We start from the raw sequence: 17,028 nt of genomic DNA on the forward strand, positions 1-17,028 counted from the left end.
TGGACGGCGGCTGGCGTGGTGGCCGGCCGGCTGCCAGCGTCAAATTCGGTCGGTCGCCGAAATGGCGAAGCCGGCGTTTTCCCGGAAATAGGCGCGCGCCTGTTCGGCATCGCGCGCGATCGCCGCGGTCAGCGTGGGCAGGTCGACGTACTTCTCTTCGTCGCGCAGTTTCTTCAGGAAATCCACGCGCAGGAGCTTGCCGTAGCAATCGCCCTGGAAGTCCAGCAAGTGGGTTTCCAGCAGCACGCGGCCGCTGTCGTCCACCGTCGGGCGCACGCCCAGGCTGGCCACCGCCGGCAGCGGATGGTCGCCGAGGCCGTGCACCTGCACCACGAAGATGCCCGACAACGCCGGATGCTTGTGGCCCACGCGCATGTTCAGCGTGGGGAAGCCGATGGTGCGGCCCAGTTTCTTGCCGTGCACCACATGGCCGCTGATCGAGTAGGGATGGCCCAGCAACTGGCGCGCCAGGCCAAAATCGCCCGCGGCCAGCGCCGCGCGCACGGCCGAAGAAGAAATGCGCACGCCGGCATTGGTCACGGTCGGCATGGAATGCACTTCAAAGCCGTATTGCTTGCCCGCTGCGACCAGGGTGTCCAGGTTGCCGGCGCGGCGCGCGCCGAAGCAGAAGTCGTCGCCGACCATCAGCCAGCGCACGTGCAGGCCTTGCACCAGGATCTTTTCGATGAAGTCTTGCGGCGAGAGCGCGGCGAAATGGCTGCCGAAATGTTCGACGATCACCCGGTCGATGCCGGAGTCGGCCAGCGATTGCAGCTTGTCGCGCAGGTTGGCGATACGCGCCGGCGCATTTTCCGGCTTGCCCGCCAGTTGCGCGAAGAATTCGCGCGGATGCGGCTCGAAGGTCATCACCGCGGCGTCCAGCTCCAGGCGGCCCGCAGCCTCGCGCACGCGCGCCAGCAGCGCCTGGTGGCCGAGATGCACGCCGTCGAAGTTGCCGATGGTCAGCGCGCAGGGCGCGCGCGATTCGGCGTTGGGAAGTCCGCGAAATACCTTCATTGAAAAGCTGTTTGGAACGCTGGAAAGTGGCTCTGTTGCAAAAGCCTTCCATTATAAATGTTTTCGAAGGCTTTCCTTGATTCGATGGCTGGAATCGGCGCGATCGGGCCTGGTATGAATATTTCTGTTGAGAAATAAACAAGCCTTTACATCTCTCCCCAAATCGCATTCAAGGCCGAAAGAGCCGCCATGCCAGCGGTCTCGGTGCGCAGCACGCGCGGCCCCATGGACAGCATCAAGGCGCCCTGGGCGCAGGCGAGTTGTTCCTCTTCTTCATTGAAGCCGCCTTCGGGGCCGACGATCAGGGTCACGGCCTGCGGTGGATGATGGCGCGCCCAACTCGACAGCGGTTGCTCGCCGCGCGGCGACAGCAGGATGCGGCGGTGCAGGTCGCTCTGGGCGATCCAGCGGCGGAATTCGGATAATCCGGCCAGGTGCGGCAGGCGGTTGCGGCCGCATTGCTCGACGGCGGACTGCACGATGCCCTGCCAATGCGCCAGTTTTTTCTCGGCCCGCTCGCCCGACAGGCGCACCACGCAGCGCTGCGCGGCCAGCGGGACGAGCGCGGTGGCGCCCAGTTCGACGGCTTTTTCCACGATCCAGTCCATCTTGGCGCCTTCCGGCAGCGCCTGCGCCAGCGTCAGCGCATAGGGCAGTTCGGCCTCGCGCGGGGAGAAGGTCTTGATCTCGGCATGGACGCGCTTTTTTTCGATGGCGCTCAGGGTGGCGGTGTACTCGCCGCCCTCGCCGTTGAATAGCGTGACATGCTCGCCCGGCTGCAGTCGCAGCACCTGGACGTGATGGGCTACGTGGTCGGGCAGCACCAGGGATGCCCCGATGCTGAGGGGTTGCGGACAAAAGAAACGGGGCATGTGGATGGGACTTGGCGATAAATATGGGGCGATCCGGGATTTTACCGTCTCCGCCCCCGCTCCCGGCCCATTTATGGCGCACAGGGCTTGGGGGCGGGCGCTCTCTGGTAAAATATAGCCCCGCGCGACCCCGGACATTTCCGGGGTTTGCATTTGAATGGCAGCACCGGAGCCGGCGGCAACAGGGCGTTGGCTCCCCGATACAGGTTTTTGGCGCCTGCGGGCGCATCCAGCAACTCTCTGACACCGACATGATTTCCACTCTCCCCACCGATAAGATGGCCAACGCGATCCGCGCGCTGGCGATGGACGCTGTACAAAAAGCTAATTCTGGACACCCGGGCATGCCGATGGGGATGGCGGAAATCGCCGTGGCGCTGTGGGCCAAGCACTACCGCCACAATCCGGCCAATCCGCAATGGGCCAACCGCGACCGCTTCGTGCTGTCCAACGGCCACGGTTCGATGCTGCACTACGCGTTGCTGCACCTGACCGGCTACGACCTGCCGATGGAAGAGATCAAGAACTTCCGCCAATTGCATTCCAAGACCGCCGGCCACCCCGAAGTGCACATCACCCCGGGCGTGGAAACCACCACCGGCCCGCTGGGCCAGGGCATCACCAACGCGGTGGGCATGGCGCTGGCCGAGAAGCTGCTGGCGGCCGAATTCAACAAGCCCGGCCTGGCCGTGGTCGACCACTACACCTACGCCTTCGTCGGCGACGGCTGCCTGATGGAAGGCATCTCGCATGAAGCCTGCTCGCTGGCCGGCGTGCTGAACCTGTCCAAGCTGATCGTGCTGTACGACGACAACGGCATCTCCATCGACGGCCACGTCGAAGGCTGGTTCAAGGACGACACCCCGAAGCGCTTCGAAGCCTACGGCTGGAACGTGATCCCGGCCGTCGACGGCCACAACGTGGAAGCGGTCAACGCCGCCATCCACCAGGCCAAGCTGGCCGACAAGCCGACCCTGATCTGCTGCCGCACCGTGATCGGCAAGGGTTCGCCCAACCTGGCCGGCACCGACAAGGTGCACGGCGCCGCGCTGGGCGAGAAGGAAATCGCCGCCGTGCGCGAAGCGCTGGGCTGGACTTCCGCCCCGTTTGAAATCCCGGCCGACGTCTATTCGGCATGGGACGCCAAGGCCAACGGCGCGCAACTGGAAGGCGCGTGGAACAAGACGTTCGCCGACTATTCGGCCAAGTTCCCGGCCGCAGCCGCTGAACTGCAGCGCCGCCTGAAGGGCGAGCTGCCGGCCGATTTCGATAAGACCGTGGCCGCCTACATCGCCTCCACCGTCGAGAAGAAGGAAAACATCGCCACCCGCAAGGCCAGCCAGAACGCCATCCAGGCCTACGCGCAGGTGCTGCCGGAATTCCTGGGCGGCTCGGCCGACCTGACCGGCTCAAACCTGACCAACTGGAAGGAATCGGTGGCGGTGCGCGCCGACCAGGCCGGCAACCACATCAACTACGGCGTGCGCGAGTTCGGCATGAGCGCCATCATGAATGGCATCGCCCTGCATGGCGGCTACCTGCCGTTCGGCGCCACCTTCCTGACCTTCTCCGACTACAGCCGCAATGCGCTGCGCATGGCCGCGCTGATGAAGGTGCGTTCGCTGTTCGTGTTCACCCACGACTCGATCGGCCTGGGCGAAGACGGCCCCACCCACCAGTCGGTGGAACACGTCTCCAGCCTGCGCCTGATCCCCAACCTGGACAACTGGCGTCCGTGCGACACCACCGAATCCGCCGTGGCCTGGGCTGAATCCATCAAGCGCAACGACGGTCCCAGCACCCTGATCTTCTCGCGCCAGAACCTGCCGTTCCAGGAACGCACCGAGGCCCAGATCAAGGACATCGCGCGCGGCGGTTACGTGCTGCGCGATGCCGCCGGCGCCAAGCTGGTGATCATCGCCACCGGTTCCGAGATCGAACTGGCCACCAAGGCCGCCGACGCGCTGGCGGCAGAAGGCATCGCCGTGCGCCTGGTGTCGATGCCGTCGACCGACGTGTTCGACCGCCAGGACGCCGCCTACAAGGCATCCGTGCTGCCCCGCGGCTTGCCGCGCCTGGCCATCGAAGCCGGCGTGACCGCCTTCTGGTACAAGTACGTGGGCCTGGACGGCGCCGTGGTCGGGATCGACACCTTCGGTGAATCGGCGCCGGCCGGCGTGCTGTTCAAGCACTTCGGCTTCACCGTCGAGAACGTGGTGGGCAAGGCCAAGCAACTGCTGGCCTGACCCCCGAGGACAACGCAATGACACAAGCAGCAGCAACGGGCGCGCCGGCCGAGGAAGTCACGATCCGGCGCGCCCGCGTTTCGGACGCGGCGTCGATTGCCGGGGTGCGCATCGACAGCTGGCGCGCCAGCTATCGCGGCCTGGTGCCCGACAGCTACCTGGACAGCTTGCAGCCCGAGCAGAGCGTGAAGCTGTGGGAACAGGTGCTGGGCGCGTCCTCGGACGCGGCCTGCACCTTCGTGGCCGAAGCCGGCGGCGAGATCATCGGCTTTGCCTCGGGCATGACGCTGGCCGAGAGCAAGTTCGGCTGCGATGCCGAGCTCTCCGCCATCTGCGTGCTGCCCGATGAACAGCGCCGCGGCCTGGGCAAGAAGCTGCTGGCCAACGTCGCGGCGACCCTGATCAGCGCCGGCGCCACCGGACTGATGGCCTGGGTGCTGGCCAAGAACGAGGGGGCGCGGGAGTTTTTCAAGGCACTGGGCGCCGAACAGCTGTTCGAGCAGACCTTCACCTGGGACGACGGCACCGAGATCGACGAAGTCGGTTTCGTCTGGCGCAAGCTGAAGTCATCATCGTCTTAAGCGGACGGCAGGGAATCGTCAGCCGGAAGGTTTGCCTGAGACGCAGGTCATCCGGTGCAGTGCAGGGCAGGGCCAGAACAATACGCAAGAACAAGGCCGGGAAAGACCGAAAAATGGCCGGGAGCGCCCCGGCCGCCCCAGTAGACTCTCTTGCTGTGGGCGGTTTTCCGGCAGAACCGGTTTGCATTGATTTTTTAATACCTTAAGGAGAAGAGCATGGCAATTCGCGTCGCAATCAACGGTTATGGCCGCATCGGCCGCAATATCCTGCGCGCCCACTACGAAGGCGGCAAGAAGCACGACATCGAGATCGTCGCCATCAACGACCTGGGCGATCCGAAGACCAATGCCCACCTGACCCAGTACGACACCGCGCACGGCAAGTTCCCGGGCACCGTGGCCGTCGACGGCGATTCGATCGTGGTCAATGGCGACCGCATCAAGGTGCTGGCGCAGCGCAACCCGGCCGAGCTGCCATGGGGCGAGCTGGGCGTGGATGTGGTGCTGGAATGCACCGGCTTCTTCACCACCAAGGAAAAGGCCAGCGCCCACATCAAGGGCGGCGCCAAGAAGGTGATCATCTCCGCTCCGGGCGGCAAGGACGTGGACGCGACCGTCGTGTTCGGCGTCAACCACGGCGTGCTCAAGGCCAGCGATACCGTGATCTCCAACGCATCGTGCACCACCAACTGCCTGGCGCCGCTGGTGCAGCCGCTGCATGACAAGATCGGCCTGCTGAACGGCCTGATGACCACCGTGCACGCCTACACCAACGACCAGGTGCTGACCGACGTCTACCACGAAGACCTGCGTCGCGCCCGCTCGGCCACCCAGTCGATGATCCCGACCAAGACCGGCGCTGCAGCAGCGGTCGGCCTGGTGCTGCCTGAGCTGAACGGCAAGCTGGACGGCTTCGCGATCCGCGTGCCGACGATCAATGTTTCGCTGGTCGACCTGTCCTTCGTCGCCGCGCGCGACACCACCGTGGACGAAGTCAACGCCATCCTGAAGGCCGCTTCGGAAGCCGGTCCGTTGAAGGGTATCCTGACCTACAACACCGATCCGCTGGTGTCGGTCGACTTCAACCACAACCCGGCATCGTCCAACTTCGACGCCACCCTGACCAAGGTCTCCGGCCGCCTGGTCAAGGTTTCGTCCTGGTACGACAACGAATGGGGCTTCTCCAACCGCATGCTGGACACCACCGTGGCCCTGGCGACCGCCAAGTAAGACCCCGGCGATACCGGCCGCTGGAAATTTTCCCGGTCGGTATCGTCAATTTCCGGGCTGATTCGGGTTCTTTTCCTCGGATGCAAGCTTGCGCAGGCCGGTGAAAATATGTCATCAGCCTGCAAAGGATCGAAAGGCTGTTGCAAACTTCGGTTTGCAATGGCCTTTCGTCCGTTTGCGGCATTGCATTTCAAACAAGATCAATTCGAATCCATAAGAGGGACGTCATGTCAGCAACCTCATTCCAAGCGCATCGCCTCGTTGCCAGGCTGGCCCTGATCGCCGGTGTCGCCTTTTCGCTTTCCGCGTGCGACTACATCAGCAGTTTCGCCAAGCCCAAGCAGACCCCGGAGGAAGCCAAGGCCGAAGGCATTGCCCTGGGCGCCGGTTGCCGCCAGGCCGGCCAGACCCTGGAAGACTGCTACCAGCGCAATCCGGACGCCCTGAAGGCGGGCATCTTTGCCGGCTGGAAGGACATGCACGAATACATGGCGGCCAAGAACATCCAGACCGTCACGCCGCCACCTCCGCCGCCGCCTGAACCGGCCAAGGACAGCAAGGACAATAAGGATGGCAGGGACGCCAAGGATTCCTCCAGCCGTTCGCGCGAGCGCGACAGTACCCGCGACAGCAACCGGTCGCGCGACCGCGATAGCAGCTCCTCGCGCGACAGCGGTTCCAGCGACCGCCGCGCCAGCCGCGACGACGACAGCAAGCCCACGCCCAAGTATTGAGGCGCAGCAAAGCAAAAACGCCCCTTACGGAGTAATGCCGTTCAGTTAGGCGCTGAACGGCATTTTTGTTTGTGCAGTCCAGACTCCGTTCGCCCTGAGTAGCTGCGCAGCAGCGTATCGAAGGGCAGGCAAGAGCGCTAACGCTGGCTTCGATACGGCCCTGGCGGGCCTACTCAGCCCGAACGGGCTCCGTGATAAGTGGTTCAGAATTAGCCTTAACTGAACGGCATTACCCCTCACGGGATCTTCTTGTTTTTCCGGCAAGCGGTCCGCTCAACCAAACACCAACTGCCACAGCCGGATCACGCAGGCGCGCTCATGTTCCACGCGCTCGGCGTCGATGTGGGCGCGTTCCGCGCCTTGCAGGCGGATCTGGTGCTGCAGCTTGCGGAAGAGCCGGTAGGCATTGGCGGCTTCAGCCGCCAGCGCGGTGTCGATCAGGCCCAGTTGCGCGGCCAGCTTCAGCAGCGCGATGTTGCCGATGTCGCCGGTCAACTGCGGATGTTCCGGCGCATGGCGCAGCACCAGGTATTGGACGATGAACTCGATGTCGATCATGCCGCCTTCATCGTGCTTGAGGTCGAACTGGGTGCTGCGGTTGGGATGGGCGTCGCGCATGCGGCGGCGCATCGACAGCACTTCCTCCTCCAGTTTCTGGTAATCGCGCGGCTGGCGCAGCACGCGTTCGCGCAGCGCTTCGAAACGTTCGCCGATGGCGGCGTCACCGGCGCAGAAGCGTGCGCGCGTGAGCGCCTGGTGTTCCCAGATCCAGGCCGAGTTGAGCTGGTATTTCTCGAACGAGCTGACCGGCGACACCAGCAGCCCGCTGGCGCCGTCCGGGCGCAGCGCGATGTCGATGTCGAACAGCGTGCCGGCCGGGGTGTGGCTGGTCATCCAGGTGATGAAACGCTGCGCCAGCTTGGCGTAGAGCGCCGGGGCCTCCTGGTCGTCGTCGTCGTACAGGAACACCACGTCGAGGTCGGACACGTAACCCAGCTCCTTGCCGCCCAGCTTGCCGTAGGCGATCACCGCGAACTGCGGCACTTCGCGGTGGCGCTGGGCGATGGTCTGCCATGCCGCCTTGATGGTGGCGGCGACCAGGATGTCGGCCAGCGCCGAGAGTTCGTCGGCCAGCTTCTCCACCGACAGGTCGCCCTCCAGGTCTTGCGCCAGCAGGCGGAACAGTTCGGTGTGGTGCAGCTCGCGCAGGATATCCATCTGCCGTTCGGTATCGCCCGGGGCGGTGTCGAGCTGGCGTTGGCAGTTGTCGGCGAAAGCGGCCCAGTCGGAGTCGGCTTTCAGGTTGCGGTCGTCCAGCAGTTCGTCCAGCAGGATGGGGTGCTGGATCAGGTAGGTGGCGGCCCAGCCGCTGGCGCCGATCATGCGGATCAGGCGTGTGAGCGCATGGGGATATTCGGTCAGCAGCGCCAGGTAGGCGGCGCGGCGCGCGATGGCCTCAAGGAAGTCGAGCAGGCGGCCCAGCGTCGGCAACTGGTCGTAATGCAATGCCGCCACCAGCGGCAGGGCGGCGTTGATGACGGTATTGAGGCGGTTGCGGCTCTGTTCCGGCAGGCTTTGCATGCGCGGCGATTGCCAGGTCAGTTGCAGGCGCTTGGCGCCGGCTTCGATATCGGCCGCCGGGAAACCGACCAGCGTGAGCGCATCGGCGATGGCTTCCAGGCCGTCGGTGTCGTTGATGCCCGGGGTTTCGCTTTCGTTGTCGGGCGCGGCTTGCTTGTCGTTGAAAATGGCATCGAACTGCGCCGCCACGATGCGCCGATGCGCTTCCAGCGCCTGCAGCAGGGCCGCGCTGTCGGGGTAGCCCATCATGCGCGCCACCAGCAGCAGGTCATCGGGATTGACCGGCAGGGTGTGGGTCTGCGCGTCTTCCAGGTATTGCAGGCGATGTTCCAGGTCGCGCAGGAACGCATAGGCCGCCAGCAACTGTTCCACCACCTCCGGCGCCAGCAGGTTCTTGGCGGCCAGCGTGCGCAGGGTGACGCGGGTGGAGCGGTCGCGCAGTTCCGGATCGCGGCCGCCCCGGATCAGCTGGAATACCTGGCTGACGAATTCGATCTCGCGGATGCCGCCGCGTCCCAGCTTGACGTTGTTGCTGCGGTCCGGATGCAGCGCTTCCTGGCGTTTGACCTCGGCGCGGATCTGCGCGTGCATCGAGCGCAGCGCATCGATCGAGCCGAAGTCCAGGTAACGGCGGAAGATGAAGGGGCGGCTGATGGCTTCCAGCGCGGCGATGTCTTGCGGGTCGCCGGTCAGCGCGCGCGCCTTGGTCCAGGCGTAGCGCTCCCATTCGCGGCCCTGGCGCACCAGGTATTCCTCGACCATGTTGAAGCTGGCCACCAGCGGGCCGGAATTGCCGTTGGGGCGCAGCGCCATGTCGACCCGGAAGGTGAAGCCGTCCTCGGTGATCTCGGCCAGGGCGCCGATCAGCTTCTTGCCCAGGCGCACGAAGAATTCATGGTTGGAGAGTTGCTTCTGGCCATCTTCTGCCCGGGTGTCGCCGTCTTCCGGGTAGACGAAGATCAGGTCGATGTCGGAGGAGACATTGAGCTCGCCGCCGCCCAGCTTGCCCATGCCCAGCACGATCATCTGCTGCTGGCGCCCGGATTCCTCGCCCATGGGCACGCCGTACAGCGCGGTCTGCTCGCGCATCAGGGCGGCCAGGTGAGTCTGCACCGCGAAGTCGGCGAACTCGGTCATGGTGGCGACGACCTCGCCCAGGTCGGCGCGGCCGGCCAGGTCGCGCTCGATCAGCGTGCAGACAACCAGGTTGCGCAGGCGGCGCATGGCGGCGTTGAGCGCAAGGCCGGTATCCAGGTCGGCCTGCAGGCGGCGTGCAAAGAATGCGCGATCCATGGCCCGGGCGGCTGCTTCGGCGACCAGTGCCGGACGGGCGGCGTCGGCCTGGGTCCAGCGGGTGAAATAACGTGAAGCCTGGGCGTTGACGAGGGGAGCGGTCGGATCTGGCATAAGGGGACGAATGGGTTGGCGCAGGTGTAAAAGAAGGAAAACAGGGCGTAAAACAGGTTCAGTCCCGGCCGGCGACAACCGAAAATAGGACTGGCCTGACGCGGCACTGACGGATTTTTATCCAAAGGCGGATTTTATCCCCCGTTTTTAAACTTATCGCTGTTTTTGCTGTTCATAGCTATTCCGTTCGGATGGCAACACCATGTTTTCCATGCGATCATGTCATTCGCGCGAATTATTTCATATCGAGTTGCCTTAGCCTGATGTCCGAAGAACAACATAACGCCACATCGAAGCCTGCCCATTGGGCGCTATGCTGGCGAATCGTGCGGGGCACCTGTTTTCACCTGAACCGGGCCAGCTATCACGTCCTCGGCTTCACCTTCAAGCTGCTGCTGGCGGCTTATTTCATTTTCTGCGCGTTGTTCCTGGTGCTGCGCTATGTCGTGCTGCCCGAAATCGGCCACTACAAGCCGCAGATCGAGGGCGTGGCTTCCAAGGCCATCGGCCGCGCGGTGTCCATCGATGCCATCGACGCCTCCTGGAGCGGCTTGCGGCCGCAACTCTCGCTGAACAACATCACCGTACACGACGAGGCCGGCCAGCCTGCGTTGACCTTGCCGCACGTGTCCGCCACCCTGTCGTGGACCAGCGTGCTGGTGGCCGGCCTGCGCCTGGAGAGCCTGGTCATCGAACAAGCCGACCTGTCCATCCGGCGCGATCCCTCCGGCAAGCTGTTCGTGGCCGGCATTCCGGTGCCGACCGGCGGCGACGGCAGTTCGCTGGACTGGTTGCTGTCGCAGCGCGAGATTGTCATCCGCGGCAGCAAGCTGCGCTGGAGCGATGAAATGCGCGGCGCGCCCGAACTGGCGCTGGAAGATGTCGACCTGGTATTGCACAACCATTGGTTGCGCCACCGCATGGCCCTGCGCGCCACGCCACCGGCCGCGTATGCGGCGCCGCTGGATGTGCGCGCCGATTTCAGCCATCCGGCCTTTGCCAGCCGCATTTCCGACGTTTCGCACTGGACCGGCACCCTCTATGCCGACCTGCGCCAGACCGATCTTTCGGTCTGGCGCGCCTGGTTCGACTATCCGCTCGACATTGCCCAGGGGCGCGGTTCGGTGCGCGCCTGGCTGGCGCTGGATCGCGCCAAGGTGGCCAATTTCACCGCCGACCTGGCCTTGTCCGATTTCACCGCGCGCCTGTCGAAGAAGCTGGAGCCGCTGAACCTCAAGCGCGTCAATGGTCGCATTTCGGCCAGCGAGAGCCTGGGCGGCACGCCCGAGGACGGCGTGCCTACCTTCGGCGCCAACGGCCACAAGGTGGCGCTCTCGGATTTCTCCATCGAGATGCCGGATGGTTTCAGCCTGCCGCCCACATCGATATCCGAAAGCTATGAGCCGGCCACCCTGCTCAAAGCCGAACAGACCAGCGTCAAGGCCACCCACCTGAACCTGGAGGCGCTGTCGCAACTGGCGGCGCGCCTGCCCTTGACGCTGTCGCAGCGCAAGCTGCTGGATGACCTGGCTCCGCGCGGCGAGCTTCACGATTTCACCGTGCAGTGGCAGGGGACTTATCCGGAATTGACTTCCTACCGCATCCGGGGCGGTTTTACCGGTCTTGGCCTGAAGGCCCAGGCGCGCCATGTCGAGGTGCGCAAGACCGCGCTGCAGCAGGCGGCGCCGGCGCAGTGGGCAGGTCTTCCGGGCGTGGAGAACCTGGCCGGGGAAATCGATGCGACCGAGAAAGGCGGCACGGTGCGCCTGTCTTCGAAGAAGATGGCCCTGCAATTGCCGGAGCAAATGTTTGCCGAGCCAAGCATGCCTTTCGACAGTCTGGATCTCAAGGCGCACTGGCAATACCAGAAGGACCAGACCCTGCTGTTTGCGCTGGACGACATGCAATTTACCCAGCCGGGCGTGGCCGGCCGCCTGCGCGGCACGCATTTGCTGCCGTTGCAGGGCCAGTCGCTGGGCAGCGTGGACATCACCGGCGAACTGAGCGCGTTCGACCTCAAGACGCTGCGGCGCTACCTGCCGGCGCATATCAGCGAGCCGCTGCGGCGCTGGCTCACCGAAGGGCTGATGGACGGCACCATGCGCGATGTGCAGCTGACGCTCAAGGGCGCACTGGCCGACTTCCCTTTCCATGCGGCAAAGCCGGGCGACAAGCCCAAGGGCCGGTTCCTGGTCAGCGGCGACTTCGATGGGCTCAAGATCAACTACACGCCCGGCCATGTGAACCAGGATGGCAAGGAACCGGAATGGCCCTTGCTGGAAGACGGGAGCGGCAGATTCAGCATCGACAGCACGCAGCTGGAAGTGAAGGCCGACAGCGCCAGGACCCTGGGCGCGAACCTGAGCCGGGTCACGGCGCGCATTGCCGACCTGGCCTCGCATGAGGCCGTGCTGGAGATCGATGGCGCGGCCAACGGCCCGATGTCGACCTTCCTGCAATATGTCAGGCAAAGCCCGGTGGCGCATTGGACCGGCGAGGTCATGGCCCAGGCCAGCGCCACCGGCGATGCGCGGCTGGAGCTGAAATTCCAGATGCCGCTGAACCATGCCATCGATACCAAGGCGCAAGGCGTGTTCAGTTTCGCCAACAACGATGTCGACCTGTTGCCTACGTTGCCCATGATGTATCGCACCGTCGGCAAGGTCGAGTTCAACGAGCGCGGCTTCAGCCTCAACGGCATCCGCGGCCAGTTCCTGGGGGACAGCGTGGCCATTACCGGCGGCACGCAGCGCGACGGCAGCAGCCAGGTTCGCATGGATGGCGCGATCAATATCGACGCCTTGCGCCAGCTCTATCCCGAAGCTTCGATGCAACGCTTGCTGGCGCGCCTGTCCGGCGGCGCCCGCTATACCGCTTCGGTGCTGGTGCGCCAGCATCATCCCGAGGTGATCGTCGAGTCCAGCCTGGCCGGGCTGGGGTCGGAGTTGCCGGCGCCGCTGAGGAAGTCGCCGCAGGAGAGCCTGCCGATGCGCTTCGAACTGCAGCCCGTCGCCTCCAACGATCCGCTGATCGAACGCGAAGAGATCAAGGTCGCGCTGGGCCCGAACATCGCATCGCATTATCTGCGCGAGAAGGTCGCGGCCCGCTCCGACGAGTGGCGCGTGGTCAGCGGCGGCATCGCCTACAACCAGCCGCTGCCGTCGCCGGCGTCGGGCTTGAAGCTGGCATTGTCCGCCGACAGTGTCGACATGGATGCCTGGCAGGCTTTCAAGGCCGAGATCGCGGGCAAGGGCAATGCGGCATCGGCGGCGGGACAGAGCAAGCTGACCAGTTCGGAAATGGCCCAATACGTGGAGCCGGACATGGTCTCGGCGCGCGTAGGCGAATTCACGCTGATGGGCAAAAAACTCAACAAGCTGGTGCTGGACGCCACGCACCAGAAGAACGCCTGGAAAATGAAGCTGGAGTCGCAGCAGGTTTCCGGCGACATTACCTGGGACGAGCCCGGCGGCAGCCGCGGGTCGGGCAAGGTCACGGCGCGCTTGTCTTCGCTGGTTCTGCCCAAGGGGAATGGCGCGGCCGACGCCGCCAATGCCAATGCATCAGGCGCCGGCGGTTCGGAGCAAATGCCCGCGCTGGATATCCGCGCGGAGCAGTTCGAACTGGCAGGCAAGAAGCTTGGCCGCCTGGAGCTCGACGCCAACAATATGATGACTGCGGTGGGCCGTGAATGGCGCATCAATCGGCTGGTGCTGGCCAATGAGGATGCGCAGTTCCGCGCCGCCGGCAACTGGATGTCTTTCGGCGCCAGCAATACCACCAACATCACCTATGCGCTGGATATCAACGACGCCGGCAAGTTGCTGGAGCGCTTCGGTTATCCGGGCACGATCAGGGGCGGCCACGGCAAGCTGGACGGCGACCTGAGCTGGAAGGGCCTGCCCTATGCCATGGACATGGCCAGCCTGGGCGGCCAACTGCACATGGATGTGCATTCAGGGCAATTCCTCAAGGTCGACCCGGGGGCGGGCAAGCTACTGGGCGTGCTGAACCTGCAGGCGCTGCCGCGCCGCCTGACGCTGGATTTCCGCGATGTGTTTTCCGAAGGCTTTGCGTTCGACAACGTGGTCGGCACCGCTTCGGTCAACCGCGGCATCGCAACTACCGACAACCTGAAAATGACCGGCGTCACCGCCTCGGTGCTGATGAACGGTTCGGCTGACATCGCCAGGGAAACGCAGGACCTGCATGTCGTGGTGATTCCCGAAATCAACCTCGGCACTGCTTCGGTGGTGGCGATGGCGGTCAATCCGGTGGTCGGCGTAGGCACCTTGCTGGCCCAGCTGTTCCTGCGCAATCCGGTGATGAAGTCACTCACTTTCGAATACAAGGTCACCGGCCCGTGGAGCGATCCTATCGTGGTCAAGCAGGGGCAGGTGTCGCAGGTCGAACCCGAGCGCGTGCCGGATAACGGCAAGCCGGCGACGCCGGCCGAGGCTGCCGGGACTGCGCGCCGCCGGGCACAGGATATCGGCCCGCCGATCAACGTGGGCCACTGATTCCGTCGATGCGCCGGGAGCTTGACGTTGCCGGCGCGGCAGGCGGTTCTGCGCGATACTTGAGGTAATGTACTTGAAGCAATGCAGGCATTTCCGATGAGGCATGACAACATGACGCAAGCATTCAGGGTGGCGGCGATACAGATGGTGTCGACGCCCGAGGTAGGACAGAACTTCGAGAGCGCCGCGCGCCTGGTCGGCCAGGCGGCGGAGCAGGGCGCGGGATTGGTGTTGCTGCCGGAATATTGGCCCATCATGGGCATGCACGAGCGCGACAAGCTCGGCCATGCCGAGACCGACCAGGCCGGCCGCATCCAGGAATTCATGGCCGACCTGGCGCGCAGGCACGGCATCTGGCTGATCGGCGGCACGCTGCCGATGGCCGCGGCCACCGACGGCAAGGTGCTCAATACGTCGCTGGTCTACGATCCGCAGGGACGGCGCGTGGCGCGCTACGACAAGATCCACCTCTTCAGCTTCTCCCGCGGCGAAGAAAACTACGACGAGGCGCGCACCATCGAATACGGCACCGAGGTCAAGACGTTCGAGGCGCCGTTCGGCCGGGTGGGCTTGTCGGTTTGCTACGACCTGCGTTTCCCGGAACTGTACCGGGCCATGGGCGAGTGCGCATTGATCGTGATGCCGGCCGCCTTCACCTACACCACCGGCAATGCCCATTGGGAAACCCTGCTGCGCGCCCGCGCCATCGAGAACCAGTGTTACCTGCTGGCTTCGGCCCAGGGCGGCAAGCACGTCAATGGGCGCCGCACATGGGGCCACAGCATGCTGGTCGACCCCTGGGGGGAAATCATTTCCGTATTGCCCGAAGGCGAAGGCCTTGTGATCGGCGATATCGACCCCCATCGTCTACAATATGTCAGAGAAAGCCTGCCGGCATTGCGCCACCGCAAGTTTTGAAACGTTGCTGATGTCGTCGCCGATGTTGTTGCCGATGTCGCTGCACTGTATTAAGCCTTCCAGAAGATCCTATGAAATTATTTGAACCGAATATGGGCGCCCTGCAAGTGGCGCGCGACGTGCTCCTGACCCCTTTCGGCCTGGACGAGTCCAAGCTGTTGAAAGCGCTGGGCAGCATGTTCACCCATAAAGTGGATTACGCCGACCTGTATTTCCAGTTCACCAAGAGCGAGGGCTGGAGCCTGGAAGAGGGCATCGTCAAGACCGGCAGCTTTTCCATCGACCAGGGCGTCGGCGTGCGCGCCGTGTCCGGCGACAAGACCGCGTTTTCCTATTCCGATGAGATTTCCGAGCGCGCCTTGCTGGATGCCGCGGCTGCCACGCGCACCATCGCGCGCCAGGGTGCGGGCAAGATCAAGGTCGCCGGCAACATGACTCCCGGCGGCGGCCGCGCGCTGTACCTGCCGCACGATCCGCTGGTCTCGCTGGACGCCACCGCCAAGGTGCAGTTGCTGGAGCGCGTCGAGCGCATCGCGCGCGCCAAGGATCCGCGCGTGGTGCAGGTCATGGCCAGCCTGTCGGGCGAATACGACGTGGTGCTGGTGGCGCGCGCCGATGGCGTGCTGGCGGCGGATATCCGCCCGCTGGTGCGGGTGTCGGTGACGGTCATCGCCGAGCAGAACGGGCGCCGCGAGATGGGCAGCAGCGGCGGCGGCGGCCGCTACAGCTATGCCTATTTCACCGACGCGCTGCTGGAGAAGTACGCTTCCGAAGCGGTCGCCACCGCACTGGTCAACCTGGAATCGCGCCCGGCCCCGGCCGGCCCGATGACGGTCGTGCTCGGGCCCGGCTGGCCCGGCGTGCTGCTGCATGAGGCGATCGGCCACGGCCTGGAAGGCGATTTCAACCGCAAGGGATCGAGCGCCTTCTCCGGCCGCATCGGCGAACGCGTCGCCGCCCGCGGCGTGACCGTGGTCGACGACGGCACCCTGGCCGACCGCCGCGGTTCGCTCAACATCGACGACGAAGGCAATCCGACCCAGTGCACCACGCTGATCGAAGACGGCATCCTGAAGGGCTATATCCAGGACACCATGAACGCGCGCCTGATGAAGATGCCGGTGACCGGCAACGCCCGCCGCGAATCGTTCGCGCACCTGCCGATGCCGCGCATGACCAACACCTACATGCTGGCCGGCGACAAGGACCCGGCCGAGATCCTGGCCTCGGTCAAGAACGGCCTGTATGCGGTCAACTTCGGCGGCGGCCAGGTCGACATCACCAACGGCAAGTTCGTGTTCTCGGCCAGCGAGGCCTACATGATCGAGAACGGCAAGGTGACCTATCCGGTCAAGGGCGCCACCTTGATCGGCAACGGCCCGGATGTACTCAACCGCGTCTCGCTGATCGGCAACGACATGAGCCTGGATTCGGGCGTGGGCGTGTGCGGCAAGGAGGGCCAGAGCGTGCCGGTGGGCGTAGGCCAGCCGACCTTGCGCCTGGATGGCGTGACGGTGGGCGGCACCGCCTGAGCGTTTTTCGCATGCCTCACAAAAGCCGCCGGCGTTCCCGGCGGCTTTTATTTTTTTAGGAAGCCGATTGGCTGCGGAGCGGGGTGAGCCTGCGGCGCCGAAGCAGTAAAAAGGTGAAATGGGCAGGCGATTTCAATGTTTTTTTGCATGTCCGCCACACCCGGGATGATCGGATAGGGGCCAGATTCCGTGCATCGGCCTTGGTTATTTATTGTATTTGTAGCCGTCTTTGCACATATTTTGAGTTTAAATTTTCATTTAAGTCATTATTTTTGGATGTTTTGTGTAAATAATCATGGGAAAGCCATTTTGGTGGCTTCGCTTGCCAAAGCCCGGGATTTGTAGCACTATGGGTGCCTGTTTCGATTTATCCATGCAGCCGACGATGTC

General features: G+C 64.3%; 10 protein-coding genes. 7 read left to right on the forward strand and 3 right to left on the reverse strand.

The features are described from left to right. Window positions 1–39: 39 nt before the first annotated feature. Complete coding sequence (locus FB598_RS18290; RefSeq protein ID WP_141917184.1) at window positions 40–1,017, reverse strand: bifunctional riboflavin kinase/FAD synthetase; 978 nt, start codon at window positions 1,015–1,017, stop codon at window positions 40–42. Between the two features lie 146 nt (window positions 1,018–1,163). After that, window positions 1,164–1,889, reverse strand: a complete 726-nt coding sequence (locus tag FB598_RS18295) for a 16S rRNA (uracil(1498)-N(3))-methyltransferase (RefSeq protein WP_141917181.1) — start codon at window positions 1,887–1,889, stop codon at window positions 1,164–1,166. A 251-nt stretch (window positions 1,890–2,140) separates the two neighbouring features. On the opposite strand from FB598_RS18295, the gene tkt reads away from it, so the two are divergent. The 4 genes from tkt to FB598_RS18315 all read left to right on the forward strand — a co-directional run bounded on the left by tkt (window position 2,141) and on the right by FB598_RS18315 (window position 6,680). Further along, window positions 2,141–4,135, forward strand: coding sequence for a transketolase (gene tkt / locus FB598_RS18300; protein ID WP_141917178.1), 1,995 nt, complete (start codon window positions 2,141–2,143; stop codon window positions 4,133–4,135). Between the two features lie 17 nt (window positions 4,136–4,152). Beyond that, entirely contained in the window at window positions 4,153–4,716 is a 564-nt protein-coding gene (locus FB598_RS18305; RefSeq protein ID WP_141917176.1) for a GNAT family N-acetyltransferase, read from the forward strand. Between the two features lie 216 nt (window positions 4,717–4,932). After that, window positions 4,933–5,946, forward strand: a complete 1,014-nt coding sequence (gap, locus tag FB598_RS18310) for a type I glyceraldehyde-3-phosphate dehydrogenase (protein ID WP_141917173.1) — start codon at window positions 4,933–4,935, stop codon at window positions 5,944–5,946. 227 nt (window positions 5,947–6,173) lie between these two features. Further along, entirely contained in the window at window positions 6,174–6,680 is a 507-nt protein-coding gene (locus FB598_RS18315; protein ID WP_141917170.1) for a hypothetical protein, read from the forward strand. Between the two features lie 273 nt (window positions 6,681–6,953). Here the strand turns inward: FB598_RS18315 and glnE are convergent, their stop codons facing one another. Then, on the reverse strand, window positions 6,954–9,668 hold the full coding sequence (gene glnE / locus FB598_RS18320; protein ID WP_141917168.1) for a bifunctional [glutamate--ammonia ligase]-adenylyl-L-tyrosine phosphorylase/[glutamate--ammonia-ligase] adenylyltransferase: 2,715 nt from the start codon (window positions 9,666–9,668) through the stop codon (window positions 6,954–6,956). 263 nt (window positions 9,669–9,931) lie between these two features. Between glnE and FB598_RS18325 the strand changes: the two genes are divergently transcribed. The 3 genes from FB598_RS18325 to tldD all read left to right on the forward strand — a co-directional run bounded on the left by FB598_RS18325 (window position 9,932) and on the right by tldD (window position 16,638). Continuing rightward, on the forward strand, window positions 9,932–14,188 hold the full coding sequence (locus FB598_RS18325; protein ID WP_141917166.1) for a YhdP family protein: 4,257 nt from the start codon (window positions 9,932–9,934) through the stop codon (window positions 14,186–14,188). A gap of 111 nt (window positions 14,189–14,299) precedes the next feature. Next, window positions 14,300–15,106 carry a carbon-nitrogen hydrolase family protein gene (locus FB598_RS18330; protein WP_141917163.1) on the forward strand — a complete coding sequence of 269 codons (807 nt, stop codon included), beginning with the start codon at window positions 14,300–14,302 and terminating at the stop codon, window positions 15,104–15,106. Window positions 15,107–15,177: 71 nt separating this feature from the next. Then, a complete protein-coding gene (gene tldD / locus FB598_RS18335) occupies window positions 15,178–16,638 on the forward strand; it encodes a metalloprotease TldD (protein WP_141917161.1) in 1,461 nt (486 codons plus the stop codon). Window positions 16,639–17,028 lie beyond the last annotated feature (390 nt).

The sequence above is a fragment of the Herbaspirillum sp. SJZ106 genome (assembly GCF_006715495.1).
GTDB lineage: Bacteria > Pseudomonadota > Gammaproteobacteria > Burkholderiales > Burkholderiaceae_D > Herbaspirillum.